The organism is Allobosea sp. P5_A5 (assembly GCF_056400625.1).
This window is the reverse complement of sequence record NZ_JBFUKY010000002.1, coordinates 489580-509343: the sequence shown is the minus strand read 5'-3', so window position 1 is coordinate 509343 and position 19764 is coordinate 489580. Positions and strand designations below refer to the sequence as shown.

14 protein-coding genes are annotated in these 19764 nt (G+C 65.2%); 7 read left to right on the top strand and 7 right to left on the bottom strand.

Annotated elements, in window-relative coordinates; translation table 11 throughout:
* Positions 1-44: 44 nt before the first annotated feature.
* From AC1DR6_RS06020 to AC1DR6_RS06010, 3 genes are all read right to left on the bottom strand, one after another.
* Positions 45-2354 (bottom strand): xanthine dehydrogenase family protein molybdopterin-binding subunit, encoded by a 2310-nt coding sequence (locus tag AC1DR6_RS06020; RefSeq protein ID WP_476828272.1) that lies wholly within the window; start codon positions 2352-2354, stop codon positions 45-47.
* A 107-nt stretch (positions 2355-2461) separates the two neighbouring features.
* Complete coding sequence (locus AC1DR6_RS06015) at positions 2462-3418, bottom strand: DUF3829 domain-containing protein (RefSeq protein ID WP_476828271.1); 957 nt, start codon at positions 3416-3418, stop codon at positions 2462-2464.
* A 49-nt stretch (positions 3419-3467) separates the two neighbouring features.
* Positions 3468-3785, bottom strand: a complete 318-nt coding sequence (locus tag AC1DR6_RS06010; protein ID WP_476828270.1) for a rhodanese-like domain-containing protein — start codon at positions 3783-3785, stop codon at positions 3468-3470.
* Positions 3786-4051: 266 nt separating this feature from the next.
* Here AC1DR6_RS06010 and AC1DR6_RS06005 point away from each other — a divergent pair, with 266 nt between their 5' ends.
* Both AC1DR6_RS06005 and AC1DR6_RS06000 read left to right on the top strand, forming a co-directional pair.
* On the top strand, positions 4052-4480 hold the full coding sequence (locus tag AC1DR6_RS06005; protein ID WP_476828269.1) for a GlcG/HbpS family heme-binding protein: 429 nt from the start codon (positions 4052-4054) through the stop codon (positions 4478-4480).
* Between the two features lie 2 nt (positions 4481-4482).
* Complete coding sequence (locus tag AC1DR6_RS06000; RefSeq protein ID WP_476828268.1) at positions 4483-5538, top strand: NAD(P)/FAD-dependent oxidoreductase; 1056 nt, start codon at positions 4483-4485, stop codon at positions 5536-5538.
* Between the two features lie 194 nt (positions 5539-5732).
* On the opposite strand, the gene AC1DR6_RS05995 is transcribed toward AC1DR6_RS06000, so the two are convergent.
* Both AC1DR6_RS05995 and AC1DR6_RS05990 read right to left on the bottom strand, forming a co-directional pair.
* Entirely contained in the window at positions 5733-8231 is a 2499-nt protein-coding gene (locus tag AC1DR6_RS05995) for a hypothetical protein (RefSeq protein WP_476828267.1), read from the bottom strand.
* 359 nt (positions 8232-8590) lie between these two features.
* Positions 8591-9829, bottom strand: coding sequence for a urate hydroxylase PuuD (locus AC1DR6_RS05990; RefSeq protein ID WP_476828266.1), 1239 nt, complete (start codon positions 9827-9829; stop codon positions 8591-8593).
* Between the two features lie 191 nt (positions 9830-10020).
* Between AC1DR6_RS05990 and uraH the strand changes: the two genes are divergently transcribed.
* Entirely contained in the window at positions 10021-10374 is a 354-nt protein-coding gene (gene uraH, locus AC1DR6_RS05985) for a hydroxyisourate hydrolase (protein ID WP_476828265.1), read from the top strand.
* A gap of 192 nt (positions 10375-10566) precedes the next feature.
* A complete protein-coding gene (puuE, locus tag AC1DR6_RS05980) occupies positions 10567-11991 on the top strand; it encodes an allantoinase PuuE (RefSeq protein ID WP_476828264.1) in 1425 nt (474 codons plus the stop codon).
* Between the two features lie 176 nt (positions 11992-12167).
* On the opposite strand, the gene AC1DR6_RS05975 is transcribed toward puuE, so the two are convergent.
* On the bottom strand, positions 12168-13643 hold the full coding sequence (locus AC1DR6_RS05975) for a UdgX family uracil-DNA binding protein (protein WP_476828263.1): 1476 nt from the start codon (positions 13641-13643) through the stop codon (positions 12168-12170).
* Positions 13640-14872 (bottom strand): putative DNA modification/repair radical SAM protein, encoded by a 1233-nt coding sequence (locus AC1DR6_RS05970; protein ID WP_476828262.1) that lies wholly within the window; start codon positions 14870-14872, stop codon positions 13640-13642. The genes AC1DR6_RS05975 and AC1DR6_RS05970 overlap by 4 nt, the downstream gene beginning before the upstream one ends.
* Positions 14873-14997: 125 nt before the next feature.
* On the opposite strand from AC1DR6_RS05970, the gene AC1DR6_RS05965 reads away from it, so the two are divergent.
* From AC1DR6_RS05965 to glgX, 3 genes are all read left to right on the top strand, one after another.
* Positions 14998-15168: a hypothetical protein gene (locus tag AC1DR6_RS05965; protein ID WP_476828261.1), complete on the top strand. Its 171-nt coding sequence runs from the start codon at positions 14998-15000 to the stop codon at positions 15166-15168.
* Positions 15169-15273: 105 nt separating this feature from the next.
* Positions 15274-17748 (top strand): glycogen/starch/alpha-glucan phosphorylase, encoded by a 2475-nt coding sequence (locus tag AC1DR6_RS05960; RefSeq protein ID WP_476828260.1) that lies wholly within the window; start codon positions 15274-15276, stop codon positions 17746-17748.
* Positions 17749-17776: 28 nt separating this feature from the next.
* Positions 17777-19726 (top strand): glycogen debranching protein GlgX, encoded by a 1950-nt coding sequence (gene glgX / locus AC1DR6_RS05955; RefSeq protein ID WP_476828259.1) that lies wholly within the window; start codon positions 17777-17779, stop codon positions 19724-19726.
* The last annotated feature ends 38 nt before the right edge of the window (positions 19727-19764 follow it).

Sequence of the window (19764 nt, the reverse complement as noted above, 5' to 3'; positions counted from 1 at the left end):
CTTTTGCGTGAAGGGGTTTGCGGTGCCGCAAACCCCTCTTTGCGTCAGAGCGGATAGCCCGCTTCCTTGAGTGCGGTGAACACCTTGAGCGGGGTCGCCGGCATGTCGATCGCCTTGATCCCGGCGGCCCGGTCGAGCGCATCGACCATCGCGTTCATGACGGCTGGGCAGGCACCGATCGCACCCGCCTCACCCGCGCCTTTCACGCCGATGGCGTTGGTGACGCAACGGACATTGCGTGTCTCGAAGTGGAAATTCGGCACGTCGATCGCGCGCGGCAAGGCGTAGTCCATGAAGGTCGCGGTCAGCATCTGCCCTTCGGGATCGAAGCGGATCTCTTCCATCAGGGCCTGGCCGATGCCTTGCACCGCCCCGCCATGCACCTGCCCCTGCAGCATCAGCGGGTTCAGGGTCACGCCGAAATCGTCGACGACGACATAGTTCAGGATTTCGGTGTGGCCGGTGCCGGGGTCGATCTCCAGCTCGCAGACATGTGTGCCGTTGGGATAGGTCGCCTCCGGCGGCGTCCAGCTCTGATGCACCTTGAGCAGCTCCGGCGTCGCGCCGGGCAAGGCCGCGATGGCCGTTAGATCCAGCGACTTGTCGGTCCCGACGATCCGCACGGCTCCATCGGCGATCTCGAGGTCGCCGACCGCGGCCTCCAGCTTCTCGGATGCGAGTTGCTTGAGGTTGTCGGTCAGGATCGAGGTCGCCTTGTCGAGCGCAGCGCCGCCAACCGGGATCGAGCGTGAACCGCCGGTGCCGGAGCCGGTCTCCACCCGGTCGGTATCGCCCTGCACCACCCGAATGCGGTCCATCGGAATATCGAGATGCTGCGAGACAAGCTGCGAGTAGGCCGTCTCATGCCCCTGCCCGTTCGACTGCGTGCCGATCAGCACCGTCACCATGCCGTCTTTTTCGAGGATGACGGTCGAGCTCTCCGGACCACCGCCGCCGCAAGCCTCGATATAGCTCGCCATGCCGATGCCACGGATCTTGCCCGCCTTCCGGGCTGTGTTGACCCGCCCTTTGAAGCCCTTCCAGTCCGCCACCTCCATGGCGCGGCGCATGTGGCCCTCGAACTCGCCGGAATCGTAGACTGGCCCGGTCTGCGTCTTGTGCGGCATCTCGGAGGGCTTGACGAAGTTGAGCGACCTGACCGCGTCCGGCGTCTTGCCGGTTTCGCGCGCGATAGCGTCGACCAGCCGCTCGATCAGGTAAGCCGCCTCCGGTCGCCCCGCCCCGCGATAGGCATCGACCGGGGTCGTATGGGTCAGCACGCCGCGGAAATTCACATGCACGGCCGGAATGCTGTAGCAGCCCGGTGTCATCGTCGTTCCGACCCACGGGATGAAGGGCCCGTATTGCGAAAGCCATGCGCCCATCTCCGCCGAGAGATCGACCTTCAGGCCGATGAACTTGCCCTTGGCATCCAGCGCCATCGTCGCTGTCGCCAGATTGGCGCGGCCATGCGTGTCGGCGAGGAAATGTTCGGTCCGGTCGGCAACCCAGCGCACCGGGCGCTTCAGCTTTTCGGCCGCGATCATTGCGAGCGGATATTCGCGGTAGAGGAAGATCTTGGTGCCGAAACCGCCGCCGACATCCGGCGTCACCACGCGGATGCGCTTGGGGTCGACCTTGAGCACATAGGTCGCGATCAGGTCGCGCATGCCATGGCTGCCCTGGCTGCCCAGCGTCAGCGTCCAGCGTTTTTCAGCCTCGTCGTAATCGGCGATGCAGGCGCGTGTCTCCATGTAGTTGGAGGCAAGCCGGTTGTTGACGACGGTGACCGAGACGGTCCGCGCCGCCTTGGCGAAGGCAGCTTCCGTCTTTTCGCGGTCGCCCTGCTCGGCCTCGAAAGCGACATTGCCGGCCCGGTCGTCCCAGACCCGCGGGGCGCCCTCCGTCAGCGCCTCTTCGATGCCGGTCACGGCCGGCAGCGGGTCCCACGCGATGTCGATGGCTTCTGCCGCGTCGCGCGCCTGCGCCAGCGTTTCCGCGACGATGAAGGCGACGGCCTCTCCGACATGGCGCACCGTATCGGTCGGCAGGACCGGCACGGGCAGCGGCTTCACCGGCTCGCCCGAAAGCGTCTTGATCAGCCCCTTGCAGGGAAGGTCGCCATATCCCGCGACGTCCTCGCCCGTCAGGATCAGCTTAACCCCCCTGAGCTGGCGCGCCGCCTCCTTGTCGCGGATGGTGAAGCGGGCATGGCCATAAGGCGAGCGCAGGACATAGGCATGTAGGGCGCCGTCAGCGGCGATATCGTCGGTGTAGCGGCCGGTACCGGTCGTCAGGCGCTGATCTTCCACCCGCCGGACCGGCTGGCCGAAACCGAATTTCATGGGGCGCATGAGGCATATCCTCGATTGGTCGAATGAAAGACTAGGAAAAGATCGCGCCGGCCGCCAGCCCCGGAATCGTGACCGGCTCAAGCGGCAAAGCGGGCCGGGCGTGAAGCCTAGCGCGGGAAGCGCACGGCGGTGTCCGCCAGCGAGATCATCGTGTTGTAGTCGCGCACGATCCAGTTCGCCGCATCGGCCGCGCCACGGCGCACATCGCCTTTGTTTTTGGCGAGCTTTTCCGAGAAATCGCGCAGCTTGCCGAGCCAGGAGCCGGCCTGGCTGTCGAGCCATAATGTTTGGCCCGGGTTCTTGTCCTTGAACTCGTCCATCGCGCGCACCGCCTTGGCGTATTCGGCGGTGGCCGCGTCGAAGGCCTTGAGATCGACGATCGGCTGCTCGTTGCTCGGCATCAGGTCGATGACACCGCGCGCGCCGATCATGACATTGCGCACCTGCCAGCGAGCCGAGCGGCCTTCCCGCTGCTCCAGCGCCGCGAGTTCGCGCTGGTCGATGCCCGTCTTGTAGACACGCATCAGGGCATCGAGCTTGGCGCGTTCATCGAGGAAGGCCTTCGCTGCGGGCACCATCGCCGCGTGCAGCGTCCTGCCCTCGGCGAGGTCGTCGTCGCGGTAGTCCTTGCGGTCGTAATAGCGCTCCGCCTTGGTGATCAGCGGCGCCAGCTCCTGATAGGCCTTGATGAAGCGCAGCACGGTCGCGTCGATCTCCGGCAGCTTGGGTTCTCGCGCGGCCGCGCCTTCCGCTTTCTTGATCTCGCCGGTCACGTCGTAGAGGCTGTAAAGGCCGTAACCGATATAGCGTTCCTTGCCGGTCGGCCCCTTCTTCATGTCGACCCAGCTGGCATAACGCTGCCAGGATTCATTGGCCCTCAGCGTGCGGTTCATCAGCTGCGTATAGGCGTTGGACTTGGAAATGGCGGCCTGGAGGTCGCTTTCTCCGGCCGTGATGGAAGCGGGGCTCTGCGCCGCGGCCCCCTGGGCGATCGCGGACTCAGGCGACAGCAGGGCGAGCGCAAGGGCGCAGGCCGCACCGGCGGATAGATGACGAATGGACATGCTGAAATCCTTGGAAAGGCCCGCTGCGTGACGCTGCGTGGCCAAGACGTCAATCGAATGAAATGGTCTCGCCCCGCATCGCCCAATCCTTGAAGCCACCGACATAGTGGCTGTCGAGATCGAGCCCGGCCGATTGCGCAGCGGCGAGTGCATGGCGCGAGCGGACACCGGCCGCGCAGGAAAAGACGATGCGCTTGCCGGGTTCGTCCGGTAGCGCCGAAGGATCGAACTGCGACAGCGGATGCGAGACCGAGCCCGGAATATGCCCGGCGGCGAATTCATGGGGTTCGCGGACGTCGACGAGCAGGATCTTGCCCTCCGCCAGACCTGTCTTGATCGCGTCGATGTCGAGGTCTTTCACGGTCATGCGAGACTTGGAACTCCTGAAGCTGAAAGGATGGCTGCCGCGCTGACGAAGCCGGCAGTTGCGACGCCGGTGAACAGGCGGCCTCGCTTTCACGACACGCTATCAAGCCCATCCGCCATCGACCGCGCAAGGGCTCCGCCTACGCAATCGCGTTGACCGGCGATTGCGGCGCCCCCCGCACGGCTCATGTCGATATGCCGGCCGGCCGCTTCCCCCGGACACGATAGGCTGGCAGAACACCGAAGCTTACATTGGAGTGACCCCACATGCTGACGCTCGCCCAGGCGCAAACCATTCTCGCGACCGCGCTCGACCACGCCACCGAACAAGGCCTCAAGCCACTCGCGGTCGCGATCATCGATGCCCGCGGTGCGCAGAAGGCTTTCGCGGCGCAGGATGGCACCAGCCTGAAGCGCGCTGAGATCGCGCTCGGCAAGGCCCATGGCGCCGTCTCGATGGGCCTGGGCTCGCGCGCGCTTCACAAGATGGCGCAGGAGCGGCCTTATTTTATTACGGCAGCGGCCCATGCAGTCGGCGGCCTGCTCGTCCCGGTGCCAGGCGGCGTCCTGATCCGTTCCACCGAGGGCGAACTCCTCGGCGCAGTCGGCATCTCCGGCGACACCTCCGACAACGACGAGGCCGCCGCGACGAAGGGCATCGCCGCCGCCGGCCTGCAAGCCGATACGGGCGCGTGAACATGAGCGAAGCAGGCCTGGCTAGCGAGATCATCGAGACCGATGTGGTCATCGTCGGCGCGGGGCCCTGCGGGCTTTTCGCCGTCTTCGAACTCGGCCTGCTCGATATCCGCGCTCATCTCGTCGACATCCTGCCGAAGGTCGGCGGGCAATGCGCGGAGCTCTACCCTGAGAAGCCTATTTACGACATTCCCGGCTTCCCGATGGTCACCGGCCAGGCGCTGGTCGATAATCTGCTGGAACAGATCAAGCCTTTCGGGCCGACTTTCCATCTCGGCCAAATGATCGAGGCGGTCGCGCCGACCGGTACGACGGAGGCGCCGCGCTTCCGCGTCACCACCGATGCCGGCACCGTGTTCGACACCAAGACCGTTGTCATCGCGGCCGGGGGCGGCTCGTTCCAGCCGAAGAAGCCCCCCATCCCTGGCATCGACGCCTATGAGAGCGGCTCGGTCTATTACGCCGTGCGTCGGATGGAGACGTTCCGCGACCGCGACGTTCTGATCGTCGGCGGCGGCGATTCGGCGTTGGACTGGACCCTGAATCTCCAGCCCATCGCGAGACGCGTCACGCTGATGCACCGCCGCGATGATTTTCGCGCCGCACCGCATTCCGTAGAGCAGATGCGGGCCTTGGTCGCGGATGGAAAGATGGACATGAAGCTGGGCCAGGTCACCGGCCTGAAGGGCGATGACGGCAGGCTGGAAGCGGCGGTCTGCCGCGATGCTGCCGGCGAGACCTTCGAGATCGCCTGCGACGCCATGCTGCCCTTCTTCGGGCTGACGATGAAGCTCGGGCCGATCGCCGACTGGGGCCTGAACCTGAACGAAAACCTGATCCCGGCAGGCACCGAAACCTTCGAGACCAGCACGCCCGGCATCTTCGCGATCGGCGACATCAACACCTATCCGGGCAAGCTCAAGCTGATCCTCTCGGGGTTCCACGAGGGCGCGCTCTGCGCCCAGAAGGTCCATCGCTACGTCTACCCCGACAAGCGCCTGACCTTCCAGTACACGACGTCCTCGACCAGCCTGCAGAAAAAGCTCGGCGTGGCTTGAGGGCCCCAAACCGCGCGAGGGTCTGAGAGCAAATTGAGGCAAGCCCTCGTCCTGAGGAGCGCCGCAGGCGCGTCTCGAAGGATGCTCCAGATGGTTCCGGAGCCTCCTGGAGCATCCTTCGAGACGCCGCTTCGCGGCTCCTCAGGATGAGGCGGCGACGGAATGGCCCGCTACGTAGACCCGGTGCTGCTCCTTTACTGCGCCAGCGATTCTCCGGGGATCTGAGCCGCAGCCGTGCTGCTGCGCAGCGCCGCCAGTGCGCCGCCGTTTAAGCCCAGCGAATCGCGCACGCTCGTCGAAGGCCCGGCCAGCGTCGGCCCGCGCAGCGGCGCCGCCGCCACGTTCGGAGCATCGCGCTCGAGCGCCGGCGCGGGCGGCGCGGTGTCGACCGGCTCCTGCGGATCGATGCGCTCGCGCAGTTCCGCCACAGCCCCTTCCAGCGGCCGGAACGTAAACCGGACCTTGTGCTTGCCCGCAGGCACCTGCACGGCGCGGAACAGCACGTTCGCCTTGAGAATCTCGGTGTCGACGCCGTCGACCTCGGCGCGCCACCACGGGTGCCAGATATCGTTGAGCACGACGAAGCCGGCAGCCGGCGTGTCGACATCGATCTCGACGGTCGCGTTGCGATAATGCGTCAGCTTCACCTCGGCCTGCACGACCGCAGCTCCCTCGGGCATCGCGACCGGCGGCTCGCTATCGAGCAGCACGACCTGCTGCGGATCGGCGCTCTCGGGCCAGCGGCCCGACAGTTTCATGCTGTCGAAATCGGCGAACTGCCAGCCGCCGACGAACTGCACGCGCGGCAGGGCGTGCGGGTTCTCGTAGACATAGCCCTCCTTCGTCCGTGCGATCAGGTGGAGATCACCGCCATGCAAGGCATGGTCGACCTGCTCGATCGGCACCGGCGAGGCGATGTAGCGTAGGCCCAGAAGGTTGGCGAGCCGGCAGCGATAGGACGGGAAGAGCGGTGTGAACTTGCGCTCGGACGGCTCGGCGATGCCGTCACGCGTCCCGACGGCCTCGGAAAAATCCTCCAGCCGCAGCGGGTTGTAGCCCAGAGTATGGTCGAAGCCATGGACCATGCTCGCATTGGGCCACTCGAACCCGAGGCCGAGCAATTCCACCCGGTCCCGCCGCGTCGAACCGGCGGGCTGCGCCGTCAGATGCTTCAGCAGCGCGATCGTCTCGTTTTTCGTCGAGGTCTCCAGCACGTCGTAGATCTTCGGCGGCAGCGCAGTCGATTCGTTGGGGCCGTTATTGGCGTGCAGATCGGCCGCCATGACGCCGGCCACGAGCACGACCGAAGCAATCGGCGCCAAGGCACCGCGCCAACGCTGGAGCACGAAGAACAGCAACGCAGCGGCGCCAAACCAGCCCAGCGCCTGCACGATCGGGAGCCAGGCCTGACCAAGATGGCCCTCTCCGCGCGAAACGAGCACCGCCGCCAGCATGGCCGACAACACGATCGCGGCGCCGACCATCAGGTCGCGCCGGAAGGACGTGCCCTTTTCCGCGCCCAGGATGCGATGCAGCACATAGCCCGACAGGATGGCGCCGAGCGCGCCGATCAGGAAGGTCGCATCGGCAGGGCGGCGGAAGACCTTCACGCCCGGCAGGTAGTCATAGGCCAGCTGGAACACCGGCGTGTAACGGCCAAGCGCGAACAGCACCATGAAGGCGAAAGCGATGGTGAACGGCCGGACGGCTTTGTCCCACAGAAAGCCCCGCGTCACACCCGGCGCGATCAGCAGGAGCATCGGCAGGGCGCCGAAATAGACCTGCCCCATGTTCTGGGACAGGAAAAGCTCCTTCGCCCAGCCCGGATTATTGTAGGGGCCCCAGAAGACGACATCGCCGCTCTTGGCGCCGAACAAATCCCCGATAAATGCGGTGAGAAGCGAAGCGGGATGAAGCGAGCCGCGTCCGGCCTCGACGAGATCGATCTCGGGCCTTGTCGTCGCCTCGGCGAAGAGCCAGGTCCAGAGCAGCGGCAGCGCGATCAGTGCAACGCCGGCGACGCAAGCCACGGAAAGCGGCGCCAGGCTGGACCGGAAAGCCGCGCGGCCGCCTGAAATCCAGTGCGCGACGACGATGCCGACGAGCACATAACCGCCGAGCAGCACGATCTGGTCGGGGTCCAGCACCATCAGCCCGCCGGCGAGCCCGGCAAACAGGCCCGACAGCACCGAGTTCCGCTGCAGCATCCGCGCCGTCAGCCACAGCGTGATGGCGAAAAAGGCGAGGCTCGCGATCTGCCCGACATGCTGCACCCGCCACGCCGCCGAGGCGCCGAAGGCAAACACCAGCGCGGCCAGCAGGCCACCGGCCGGGTGCCAATCGCGATCCCTGAACAGCATGATCAGCGCCAGCCCGCCGAACAGCAGATGCGCCAGCACGAAGGCGTCGACCTCGCGGAAGCTCGGATTGGACGAGATCAGCGCCAGCAGGATCGCGGGCGAGAAGATCAGCGATTGCGGATCGGCGATCTGCGGCGAGCCGGCGAAGATGTTGTGATTCCAGAACGGCGACTGGCCGGAATGGATCGCCTGCGCCAGGAACTGGATCTGGGCCTGAAAATGCGCCTTGGCATCGAAGGGAATCGTCACCGACCCCGAAAGCCAGGGCCAGCACAGGATAAGCCATGCCACGACAAAACCGATGGCCGCCGCCCAATAGCCGGCGCGCCTCACGTCCACGCGTTCCAACGGAACCCCCGAGGTCCCGAGGCGTGGACGGCACCATTCTTGGAACCGGTCTCCAGCCTCTAGCAGCCCGGACCCTGTGGTATTTCACCTGAACCAATTCTGAATGGGATCACGCATCCGTGTGTCGGCGCGCGACAGGCTGAAGAAAGGTCGAAGGCGATTGCGGAATGGCAGCGTTGATGGTCGATCCCATCTCCTCAGCCCTCATCCTGAGGAGCCGCGCATGCGGCGTCTCGAAGGATGGTTCAGATGGCTCGTGAGACTGCTGGAGCGTCCTTCGAGACGCCATTCCGGTGGAATGGCTCCTCAGGACGAGGGCTAAGGGTGATCAGGCAAACGTCCTCTCAAGACTCCCTGCCCGCCAACCAGCGCGCCAGCACCCGCCGCTCCTCCGCCGTCATGCCGGAGAGGTTGTTCGGCGGCATCGCATGCGTCATCACGACCTGCGTTCGGATGGCGCGGGCATGCAGCGCAATCTGCTCCGGCCCGTCAAGCCACACGCCCTTGGGAGCGATCTGGAGACCGGGCCAGGATGGCTCCGGGGCATGACACATCGCACAGCGGCCGGTGACGATGTTCGTGACCTCGACGGGCGGCAGGCTCATTCCCGCCAGCAGCATCGGCCTCTCCGCCGTGCGCGGCGCAAGCCCCAGCCGCTCGCGCCCACCGGGCGACGCCGACATCGCGACCCAGAACGCAAGCCAAAGCGCCAGGATCGCCACAGCCCAGCACCACCACGGCGATTTCGTGTGGTCGGCATGGCGCACATTGAAGAAATGCCGGATCAGCGCGCCGGCGACGATCACCAGCGCCACTAACAGCGGGATCACCGCCGCATTGGCATACGTCACCGGATAATGGTTCGACAGCATCAGGAACAGCACTGGCAGGGTGATGTAGTTGTTGTGCGTCGAGCGCTGCTTGGCCGCCTTGCCGTATTTCGGATCGGGCTTCTCGCCGGCCGTCAGCGCCGCGATCACCTTCCGCTGGCCGGGCATGATGTTGAAGAAGACGTTGGCGGTCATGATCGTCGCCATCAGCGCGCCGGTGTGGATCAGCGCCCCGCGGCCGGAAAAGACGTTCGCGAAGGCCCAGCTTGCGCCGACGACATAACCGAAGCCGATCAGCCCGAGCCATAGATCGTGACGGCCGAGCGGCGAGCGGCACAGCCCGTCATAGATCAGCCAGCCCCCCGCCAGTGCAGCGATGCCGATCGCGCCCGCGGCCATGGCTGAGAGCTGCATGACGGCCGGATCGATCAGATAGAGCTCGGATTGCGCGTAATAGACCCAGACCAGCAGGAAAAACCCCGAAATCCAGGTCCAGTAGCTTTGCCATTTGTGCCAGGTCAGCTCGGCCGGCATCACCGCCGGCGCGACCATGTATTTCCGCATCTCGTAGAAGCCGCCGCCATGCACCTGCCAGGCGCGCGCGCCGGTCCCGGCAGGAATATCCGCAGCCGGACGCAGGCTCGCGTCGAGATGGATGAAGAAGAACGAAGAGCCGATCCAGGCGATCGCCGTGATGACGTGGAGCCAGCGCAGCATCATGCTGCCCCATTCCATCAGATAGGCGCTGAGCATGGCCGGCCTTGGCTCCCTTGCGGCGAGACTCAACGATGGACTTCGCCGCGATGCAAATTACGGTTGGGCACAGGAAGCAGGCAAGCGCTGCGCTTTCCACAGCCCTCATCCTGAGCAGCGCTTCGCAGAACGCGCGTTCCGCGGCTCCTCAGGATGAGGACTCGCCTGCGATCGAAGTGAGGAGCATGAGGATGGCCGGGCTGACGACGCATATCCTCGACACCCATGGCGGCGTGCCGGCCGCGGGCGTGAAAATCACCCTGCATCGGATCACGGACGGCCGAACGCAGACGCTGGTCGAGACGTCGACCAATGCCGACGGCCGCACCGACGCCCCCCTCCTGACGCCCGGGGCGACGGAGTCCGGCATCTACGAGATCGACTTCGCGATCGGCCCCTACTTCCGCGAGAGGGGCGTTCCCTTGCCCGATCCGGCCTTCCTGGAAGTGGTGACGGTGCGCTTTGGCATCTCGGACACCAGCCGCCACTACCACGTCCCGCTGCTCGCCTCGCCCTTTGGCTACACGACGTATCGGGGCAGTTGAGACATAAGCCCCTCCCCCGTCATGGCGAGCAGGCGCCGCCGATGAAGCAATTCAGGGACGTAGAGTGCTCGCTCCGCATTACTTCGCTCCGCTCGCAGTAACAGCTCATGCGCATCCGCGCCGCGACAGCCCTTTCCGCGCGGCCGCAATGGCTTATCATCGTCCCCTGAATCAGATTGCGAGCGCCCGCCGATGACGATGCCCCCCTACCCCCGCGACATGAAGGGCTATGGGCGCACACCGCCGCATGCGCTTTGGCCGGGTAACGCCCAAATCGCCGTGCAGTTCGTGATCAATTACGAGGAAGGCGGGGAGAACAACGTCTTGCATGGCGACGCCGCCTCCGAGGCCTTTCTGTCGGAGATCGTCGGCGCCGCCCCCTGGCCCGGCCAGCGCCACATGAACATGGAGTCGATCTACGAATACGGCTCCCGCGCCGGCTATTGGCGGCTCTGGCGCATGTTCACCGAGCGCGATCTGCCCGTCACTGTCTTCGCGGTGGCAACTGCGCTCGCGCGTTATCCCGAGATCGTCGGCTCCATGCAGGAGGCCGGCTGGGAGATCGCGACGCACGGGCTGAAATGGATCGACTACCGCGATGTGCCGAAGGACCGCGAGCGCGCCGACCTCGCCGAGGCCATCCGCATCCAGACTGAGCTGACGGGAGCACGCCCGCTCGGCTGCTATCAGGGCCGCACCTCCGAAAACACAATTCCACTGACGATGGAGGAAGGCGGCTTCCTCTATACGGCGGATATCTACGCCGACGAGCTGCCCTATTGGCTGTCCGGTCCGAAAGGACCGCAGCTCGCCGTGCCCTACACGCTCGACGCCAACGACATGCGCTTCGCCACGCCGCAGGGTTTCAACAGCGGTGACCAGTTCTTCGCCTATCTGAAGGACTCGTTCGACACGCTCTATGCCGAGGGCGAAACCGCGCCGAAGATGATGTCGGTCGGGCTGCATTGCCGCCTTGTCGGCCGCCCCGGCCGCGCCGCAGCGCTGATGCGCTTCCTGGATTATGTGAAGAACCACGACAGGGTCTGGGTCGCGACGCGGCTCGACATCGCCCGCCACTGGGTGCGTCACCACCCGCCGGCCGGCGGCTATGTCCCCTCAAAGCTGCCAAGAGCGCTTTTCACCGAAGTCTTCGGCCGCATCTGGGAGAACTCGCCCTGGGTCGCGGAAGCCGCCTATGATGCCGGCCTGAGTGAAGCCCAGGACAGTCCCGAAGCGCTGCATGCCGCGATGGCGGGCATCATGCGTGGAGCTGATCGCCAGCGGCACGACATATTGCTCAACGCCCACCCTGATCTCGCCGGCAAGCTGGCGGCGGCGGGCGAGATGACGGCGGAATCGATCGGCGAGCAGGCTTCCGCTGGGCTGGACCGCCTCACAGCCGACGAACGAGCGCGCTTCACCACGCTGAACGAAGCTTACAAGACCCGTTTCAGCATTCCCTTCATCATGGCCGTAAAGGGGGCGAGCAAAGCCGATATCATCGCGGCCTTCGAGACGCGGCTGAGGAATACGCCGGAGCAGGAATTCGAGACGGCGCTGACGCAGGTGGAAAAGATCGCGCTGCTTCGGCTGAAAGAGCTGATGGCGATTCATTAGCTGGCGAGCAAGTCATTAGGTCACCGTTTGTCGGTCTCGCGCGGCCGCCATCCCGGACAAGCGGCAGAGCCGCGCCGATCCGGGATCCATGCCTGAACACAGATGACAAGCGTTCCGGCATAGATCCCGGGTCTCCCTCCGGTCGCCCGGGATGACCCACGAGCCTCCGAGTTCTCTTAAGCCGCCTGCCCCAACCTTAATCCCGGCACCTTTCCGCCCACCCGCTTCAAATCCGAGACGAAACGGGCATATTCTCGCCGCTTAGCGTCTTCATCCGGCAGTCGCAGCAGGAACGAGGGATGGACCGTCGCTAACAGCGGCGTGCCGTCCTCCAGCGCCAGATCGCTGTCACGCGCCTGCCCCAGCGAGCCGGCATGACCGGTCAGGGAGCGCAAGGCCGAGGCGCCCAGAGAGACGACCAAAGCCGGTTTGACGAATTGCAGTTCGAGATCGAGCCAGAATTTGCAGGCCTTAATCTCCCCGACATTCGGCTTCTCGTGAATGCGTCTCTTGCCGCGCAGCTGGAATTTGAAATGCTTCACCGCGTTGGTGACATAGGCCCGACGGCGATCGAGCCCGGCCTCAGTCAATGCCCGGTCGAACATCTGCCCGGCCGGCCCGACGAAGGGTTTGCCGGCAAGATCCTCCTGATCGCCCGGCTGCTCGCCAACGAAGATCACCGGCGCATCGAGCAGCCCCTCTCCGAAAACCGTCTGGGTCGCGTTGCAGTGAAGGTCGCAGCGCGTGCAGGCTCGCGCGGCCTTGGCCGCATCCTCCCATGACGCGATCGCGCCGGCATGCTCGGACGTCCCGTCCTCAACCTGCCGCAGCGCCTGCCTGACATGCCGCTCCGGCGGCTGCGTGGGCGCTTTCATGACCATCTCCTCGGCGCGGCGGGCGGCGCCCGCGATCAGTGGAGCAATCAATTCGGCCTCCGGCAGATTCCGCCAATACTTCACCGGCATCTCGGAGCGCATCGCCTTGGGCTTGAGCCGGGCGGGGTTGAAGATATTGGCGTAGTAGGTGCGCCAGTAATCCTCCATGGCGTCGTCGTCGGGCGCGTCTGATTTGCTCGCGGCGGGGCCGATCTGCAGGTTCGAGCCGTCCCAGTGCAACGAACCCTGCGGCGTCAGGATCGACCACTGCATCGAGGAAAAGCGCCCGGTGAAGAAGGAAGCGGCCCGCTCCAGAATGAAATGCTCGGGCTCGAACCAGGCAATGTAGGGGCCGTTCTCACCTGCCCCTTCGACGGCCCTGAAGCGTACGAAGGCGGTCATCTTGTGGAGATCGCGGCGGACGGTGCGAGCCATCGCCTCGGCACGAGCGACATCGCCGTCGACCGCGACATCGAGCAGGCCGGACTCGGTCTGAAGCCGCAGCAGCAAACGATAAAGCAGATTGAAGCGCTCCGGCTCCCGGTGGCAGATCACGGTTTCCGCCAGCGCCATGAAACGGCGCGGCACGGTCAGCCCCGCCGGCTGGCCGTCCTGACCATCCGCAGCCTCCTCGAAGGAGTCGCTGAAGAGCCCCCCTGCTTCCTCACCTACGAGCCACGCAACCGCCTCCGGCCCTATCCCGGCAAGGGCCAGCCGCCTCGCCTCGCGGCGCCAGCCGTCGAAATCGGCCTGACCCGCCAGCCGCGCGGCGATCATGCGAAAAGCGCCAATTGCTGCGGCTTCGGCGACAGGCGCGCCATCAGCCCTGCACTGTCGAGCGAGGCGCCCGGACGCCAATCCTCCGCCGCGATAAAATGCCGAATGGTCGTTATCGAGCGCGTCAGCCGCCCGATATCATCCAGCCGCAAGCGCCTGAACCGACGCGAGGCCAGAATGCGGTCGACGCTTCGGGTGCCCAAACCAGGGACCCGGAGCAGGCTCTCCCGATCGGCCCGGTTCACATCGACCGGAAACCGCCCGCGATTGCGCAACGCCCAGGCCAGTTTCGGATCGATCTCCAGATCGAGCATTTCGGCAGGGCCGAATATCTCCTCGACCTCGAAGCCGTAAAAACGCGTCAGCCAGTCGGCCTGATAGAGCCGGTGCTCGCGCATCAGCGGCGGCGCCAGAAGCGGCAGCTGCTTCGACGCATCGGGAATAGGGCTGAAGGCGGAATAATAGACCCGCTTCAAGCCGAACGTGCCGTAAAGCAACGCGCTGCGCGTCATGATCGCCGAATCGCTCGCGCCATCGGCGCCGACGATCATTTGCGTGCTTTGCCCGGCGGGCGAAAAAGCCGGCGCCTTCTTCGATTTGCCGCGTTCTTCGCGCGCCTCGTCGATCTTGAGTTTGAGCCCACCCATGGCGCTGCGGATTTCGACCGGCTGCTTTTCCGGCGCGAAACGAGCCAGCGCGGCCTCGCTCGGCAATTCGACATTGATCGAAACCCGGTCGGCAAAGAGCCCGGCCTTGTCGATCAGCTCGCGGCTCGCGCCTGGAATAAGCTTGAGATGGATATAGCCGCGGAAACCATGGTCCTGCCGCAAGCTCTCGGCGACCCGCACCAGCTCCGCCATGGTGTAGTCGGCTGAGCGGATAATGCCCGATGAGAGGAAGAGACCTTCGATATAATTGCGCCGATAGAAATTCAGCGTCAGCGCGACCACCTCCTCGACCGAAAACCGCGCACGGCGGACATTGCTCGAGGAGCGGTTGATGCAGAACACGCAATCGAAGCTGCAGTAATTCGTCAGCAGGATTTTCAGCAGCGAGATACAGCGACCGTCCGGCGCATAGGAATGGCAGATGCCGGCGCCGGTGGTCGATCCGAGCCCCTTGCCTCCCCGCGAATCGCGTTTTGTCGTAGCGCTGGATGCGCAGGACGCGTCATATTTCGCCGCGTCGCTGAGAATTTCGAGCTTCTCCATCACGGTCAGCTGAGCCATGCGACATCTCCTGTTCGCTTTTTGTTCTTATAAATGCTTCTCCGACGCTTGGCCACCCCTTCCTCACGTCGGAACTCCGGTCATCGAAGTCGCGTTGCTCTCGCGCCTTTCAAAGGAGAGATCTCGTGTTCCGCCTGCTTCTCGTGATCATCGTGCTTGTCGTGGGGTATGACGCAGTCGTCCATCAGGGCGCCTACACCCGAGAAGCCTGGAACGGCATCGTCGGGCTGACCGATTCATCTGTCGAAGGTGCGAAGCGGCTTGGCGAGCGGACGCGGACCGACATCCGCAACTAGCCCGACTTTCCCAGCGGCATCGTTATTCCGCAGTGCGTCAATTTCGTCTGGACATGTCGGCGCTCTCGCTCGACAGTCCGGCAACGCACATAGGGAACGCAACTTTTGACCGACTCCGCCGTCGCCAGCCCGCAAGCCGCCGTCCATTTCGAGCCCGACGATCAGGTCGAGCGGCTCAAGGCGGAAATCCTGCGCAAGCTCACCTATTCGCTTGGCAAGAATCCATCGGTCGCGCAGCCCCATGACTGGCTGACCGCCGGCATTCTGGCGGCGCGCGACCACGCGGTCGATGTCTGGCAGGCGACGACGAAGGAAAGCTACGCTACCGGTCGCAAGCGGGTCTATTATCTCTCGCTCGAATTTCTGATCGGCCGCTCGTTGGCCGAAACCCTGAACAATCTGGGCCTTACCGGCCCGATGGTGCAGGCATTGCGCGAACTCGGCGTCGATCTCGACCAGATCGAGACGCTCGAGCCGGACGCGGCCCTCGGCAATGGCGGCCTCGGCCGTCTTGCCGCCTGCTACATGGAAGCCATGGCCTCGACCGGCGTTCCCGCGCTGGGCTACGGCATCCGCTACGACCATGGGCTGTTCAAGCAGCGCATCGATGGCGGCAAGCAGATCGAGGTGCCCGAGGACTGGCTCTCCTTCCGCAACCCCTGGGAGTTCGAGCGGCGGGAATCCTCCTATCGCATCGGCTTCGGCGGCTCGATTACGAGCACGGCGACCGCTGGCGAGGTTTTCTGGGCGCCCGAGGAGACGATCTTTGCCGTCGCCTACGACACGCCGATCGTCGGCTGGCGCGGCAAGGACGCGACGACGCTGCGGCTTTGGCGGGCCCGGGCGATGCACCCGCTCTCGCTCGACGCTTTCAACCAGGGCGACCTGATCGGCGCCGTGGCCGAACGCAACCGCGCGGAATCCATCTCCAAAGTGCTCTACCCCAACGATTCCACCCCGGCGGGGCAGGAATTGCGGTTGCGGCAGGAGTTCTTCTTCACCTCCGCCTCCCTGCAGGATCTGGTGCGGCGCCATCTCCGGCAATTCGGCACGCTCGACAACCTGGCAGACAAGGTCGCCATCCAGCTGAACGATACCCATCCGTCACTGGCCGTCGCAGAGCTGATGCGATTGCTGACCGACGAGCACAAGATGGAGTGGGAGCGCGCCTGGGAGATCACCAAGGCGACGATCTCCTACACCAATCATACGCTCCTGCCGGAAGCGCTGGAGACCTGGCCCGTCGCGCTGATGGAGCGGCTGCTGCCGCGCCATATGCAGATCATCTTCGGCATCAATGCCCGCTTCCTGGCCGGCGTGCGCCGGGACCAACCCGATGCCGACCTCGCAACCCTGTCGCTGATCGACGAGAGCCATGGCCGTCGCGTGCGCATGGCGCATCTTGCCTTCGTCGGCTCTCACAAGGTCAACGGCGTCTCGGCGCTGCATTCGAACCTGATGAAGGAGACGGTGTTCGCCCCGCTCCACAAGGTCTTTCCGCAGCGCATCACCAACGTCACCAACGGCATCACCCAGCGGCGCTGGTTGTTCAGCGCCAATCCCGGCCTGACCTCCCTGCTGCAGGAGGTCTGCGGCGCCGGCGTCACCGACGATATCGGGCTGATCCGCAAGCTGGCGGACCATGCGCAGGACGGAGCGCTGCACGACCGGCTCCGCGCGATCCGGCGCGTCAACAAGGAAAGGCTCGCCACGGTCATCCGTCAGGATTGCGGCGTAAGCGTCGATCCCGATGCGATCTTCGACGTGCAGATCAAGCGCATCCATGAATACAAGCGCCAGCTGCTCAACATCCTCGAGACCATCGCGCTTTATGACGCGATGCGCTCCGAGCCCTACCGGGACTGGGCGCCGCGCGTAAAGGTCTTCGCCGGCAAGGCCGCTTCGAACTACGGCACGGCGAAGTCGATCATCAACCTGATCAACGACGTCGCGGCGGTGGTGAACAACGACATCACCACGCGCGATCGCCTGAAGGTGGTTTTCCTGCCGAACTACAATGTCAGCCTGGCCGAGATCATCATCCCGGCCGCCGACCTCTCCGAGCAGATCTCGACCGCCGGCATGGAAGCGTCGGGCACTGGAAACATGAAGTTCGCGCTCAACGGCGCGGTCACGATCGGGACGCTCGACGGTGCCAATATCGAGATCGGCGAACGCGTTGGCGAGGACAACATTGTGATCTTCGGCATGACGGCGGAGCAGGTCGAGGCCGCCAAGCGCAATCCGCGCCCGACTGCCGACATCATCCGCGATGCGCCGCATCTCGAAGGCGTGCTTGACGCGGTGGCCGGCGGCGCCTATTCCCCCGGCGATCGAAACCGCTATGTCGGGCTGGTCGATGGCCTGCGCGCCAATGACTGGTTCATGGTGCTCAGTGATTTCGAGGCGTATCGCCAGGCACAGCGCCGCGTCGATGCGCGCTGGGCTGATCCGGCGACATGGTGGCGCATGTCGGCCACCAATACCGCCCATTGCGCCTGGTTCAGCGCCGACCGCGCCATCCGCGAATATGCCGAGCGGATCTGGGACGTGCCGATGAAGGCCCCGGCTGAAGCCTGAGCCGGCGTCGATGCAACCGGCTCCTGCCATGATCCCTTGCCCCTTGCCCGGAAGGATGGGTGCGACGGTCACGCCGGACGGCGTCACCTTTGCCGTCTTCTCTCGCAATGGCGAGCGCCTGTCCGTCTGCCTCTTCGACGACGCCGGCGAGCGTGAGGTCGCGCGTCTGCCGCTGCCCTGCCGCAGCGGCGATGTCCACCATGGGCTCCTGCCCGGCGCGTCCGAAGGGCTGCGATACGGCCTGAGGGCAGAAGGGTTGTGGGCGCCCGAGCGCGGACACCGCTTCGACCCGTCCAAGCTCCTGATCGATCCTTATGCGACGCTCATCGACCGGCCGTTCCGGTGGGATCCGCAACTCGCGCAGCGTGGTCAGGACACGGCTGGGCTGGTTCCGCGCTGCGTGGTTCAGGGCGCTCGTCGCAACGGGCCTCATGAGCAGGGCGGCAATCGAACGAAGCCGCACTTCATCTATGAGCTCGCGGTCAAATCCTTTACCATGCGCCATCCCGGCGTTCCCGAGCGACTGCGCGGGACCCTGGCGGCTCTGAGCGAACCCGCGATCCTCGACCATCTCCAGAACCTTGGCGTCAGCCATGTCGAGCTGATGCCGATCGCCGCCTGGATGGACGAGCGCCATTTGCCGCCGCTCGGCCTCAGCAACGCCTGGGGCTATAACCCGGTCAACTTCTTCGCGCTCGATCCGCGCCTGGCGCCTGGCGGCACGGCCGATCTTGCCCGGCTCTGCTCAGTCTATGCGCAGGCCGGCATCGGCGTCATCCTCGACATCGTCTTCAACCACACGGCCGAAAGCGACGAATTCGGCGCAACGCTCTGCCTGCGGGGGCTCGATAACGCGGTCTATTATCGCCACGCCGCCGACGATCCCGGCCGGCTGATCAACGATACCGGCTGCGGCCATACCGTCGCGCTCGACAGCGCCCCGGTGGTGCGTATGGCGACGGATGCGCTGCGGCATTGGCGGGAGCTCGGCGTCGCTGGGTTCCGCTTCGATCTCGGCACGGTGATGGGGCGGACCGAAGCCGGCTTCACGCCGGATGCGCCCCTGCTTACGGCGATCCTGCAGGACCCGGACCTGTCGCAGGCGATCCTGATCGCGGAGCCTTGGGATATCGGCCCCGGCGGCTACCAGCTCGGCCATTTCCCGGCGCCCTTCGCCGAATGGAACGGCCGCTATCGCGACGATGTCCGCCGCTTCTGGCGGGGCGACGGCGGCATGGCCGGTGCATTGGCGACGAGGCTCTCCGGCTCGTCCGACCTGTTTGCGGCAGCTCACCGTGGCCCGCAGGCGAGCATCAACTTCATCGCCGCCCATGACGGCTTCCCGCTCGCAGATCTCGTCGCCTTCGCCGGCAAGCACAACGAGGCGAACGGCGAAGGCAACCACGACGGCGACAACGACAATCACAGCTGGAACTGCGGTGTCGAAGGTCCGACGCAGGATGCCGCCACCGAAGCCAGGCGCGACAGGGACATTTGCGCCCTGCTGGCGACACTCTTTCTCTCGCGCGGCATTCCGATGCTCACGGCCGGCGATGAATTCGGCCGGACTCAACATGGAAACAACAACGCCTATGCCCAGGATAATCCAGCGTTCTGGCTCGACTGGGACAGCTCCGACGGAAGCCGGCTGGCGACCGTCGCCGGCCTTGCGAGATTGCGCCGCGATCACCCCCTGCTAGACGCGGAAACCTTCCTCGTCGGCACCGGCAACCCGCCCGACGCGCTCTGGCTCAAGCCGGATGGAACGCGCATCGCTGACGGGGAATGGGATCGGCTGGATGCGTTTTGCCTGCAGTTGAATGGCGAGGGCGAAAGCCTGCTGATCGCGGTCAATCGCGGGCAGGAGCCAGTGCCGTTTCGGTTTCCGGATGGGCGCTGGATCAAGCTTCTTCTGTCGGTTGAAGGCGCGGATGGCGAGTTGCCATCTCGCAGCGTCGGGCTCTGGCGCAAGGGCTGACCCTTCATCTTCCGGGGCCTCGCAAAGCAAGGACCCTG

What these genes read in the sequence shown, in the direction of transcription:
- AC1DR6_RS06020 (WP_476828272.1), bottom strand. Translation starts at nt 2,354, where the DNA reads ATGCGCCCCATGAAATTCGGTTTCGGCCAGCCGGTCCGGCGGGTGGAA.
- AC1DR6_RS06015 (WP_476828271.1), bottom strand. Translation starts at nt 3,418, where the DNA reads ATGTCCATTCGTCATCTATCCGCCGGTGCGGCCTGCGCCCTTGCGCTC.
- AC1DR6_RS06010 (WP_476828270.1), bottom strand. Translation starts at nt 3,785, where the DNA reads ATGACCGTGAAAGACCTCGACATCGACGCGATCAAGACAGGTCTGGCG.
- AC1DR6_RS06005 (WP_476828269.1), top strand. Translation starts at nt 4,052, where the DNA reads ATGCTGACGCTCGCCCAGGCGCAAACCATTCTCGCGACCGCGCTCGAC.
- AC1DR6_RS06000 (WP_476828268.1), top strand. Translation starts at nt 4,483, where the DNA reads ATGAGCGAAGCAGGCCTGGCTAGCGAGATCATCGAGACCGATGTGGTC.
- AC1DR6_RS05990 (WP_476828266.1), bottom strand. Translation starts at nt 9,829, where the DNA reads ATGCTCAGCGCCTATCTGATGGAATGGGGCAGCATGATGCTGCGCTGG.
- uraH (WP_476828265.1), top strand. Translation starts at nt 10,021, where the DNA reads ATGGCCGGGCTGACGACGCATATCCTCGACACCCATGGCGGCGTGCCG.
- puuE (WP_476828264.1), top strand. Translation starts at nt 10,567, where the DNA reads ATGACGATGCCCCCCTACCCCCGCGACATGAAGGGCTATGGGCGCACA.
- AC1DR6_RS05975 (WP_476828263.1), bottom strand. Translation starts at nt 13,643, where the DNA reads ATGATCGCCGCGCGGCTGGCGGGTCAGGCCGATTTCGACGGCTGGCGC.
- AC1DR6_RS05970 (WP_476828262.1), bottom strand. Translation starts at nt 14,872, where the DNA reads ATGGCTCAGCTGACCGTGATGGAGAAGCTCGAAATTCTCAGCGACGCG.
- glgX (WP_476828259.1), top strand. Translation starts at nt 17,777, where the DNA reads ATGATCCCTTGCCCCTTGCCCGGAAGGATGGGTGCGACGGTCACGCCG.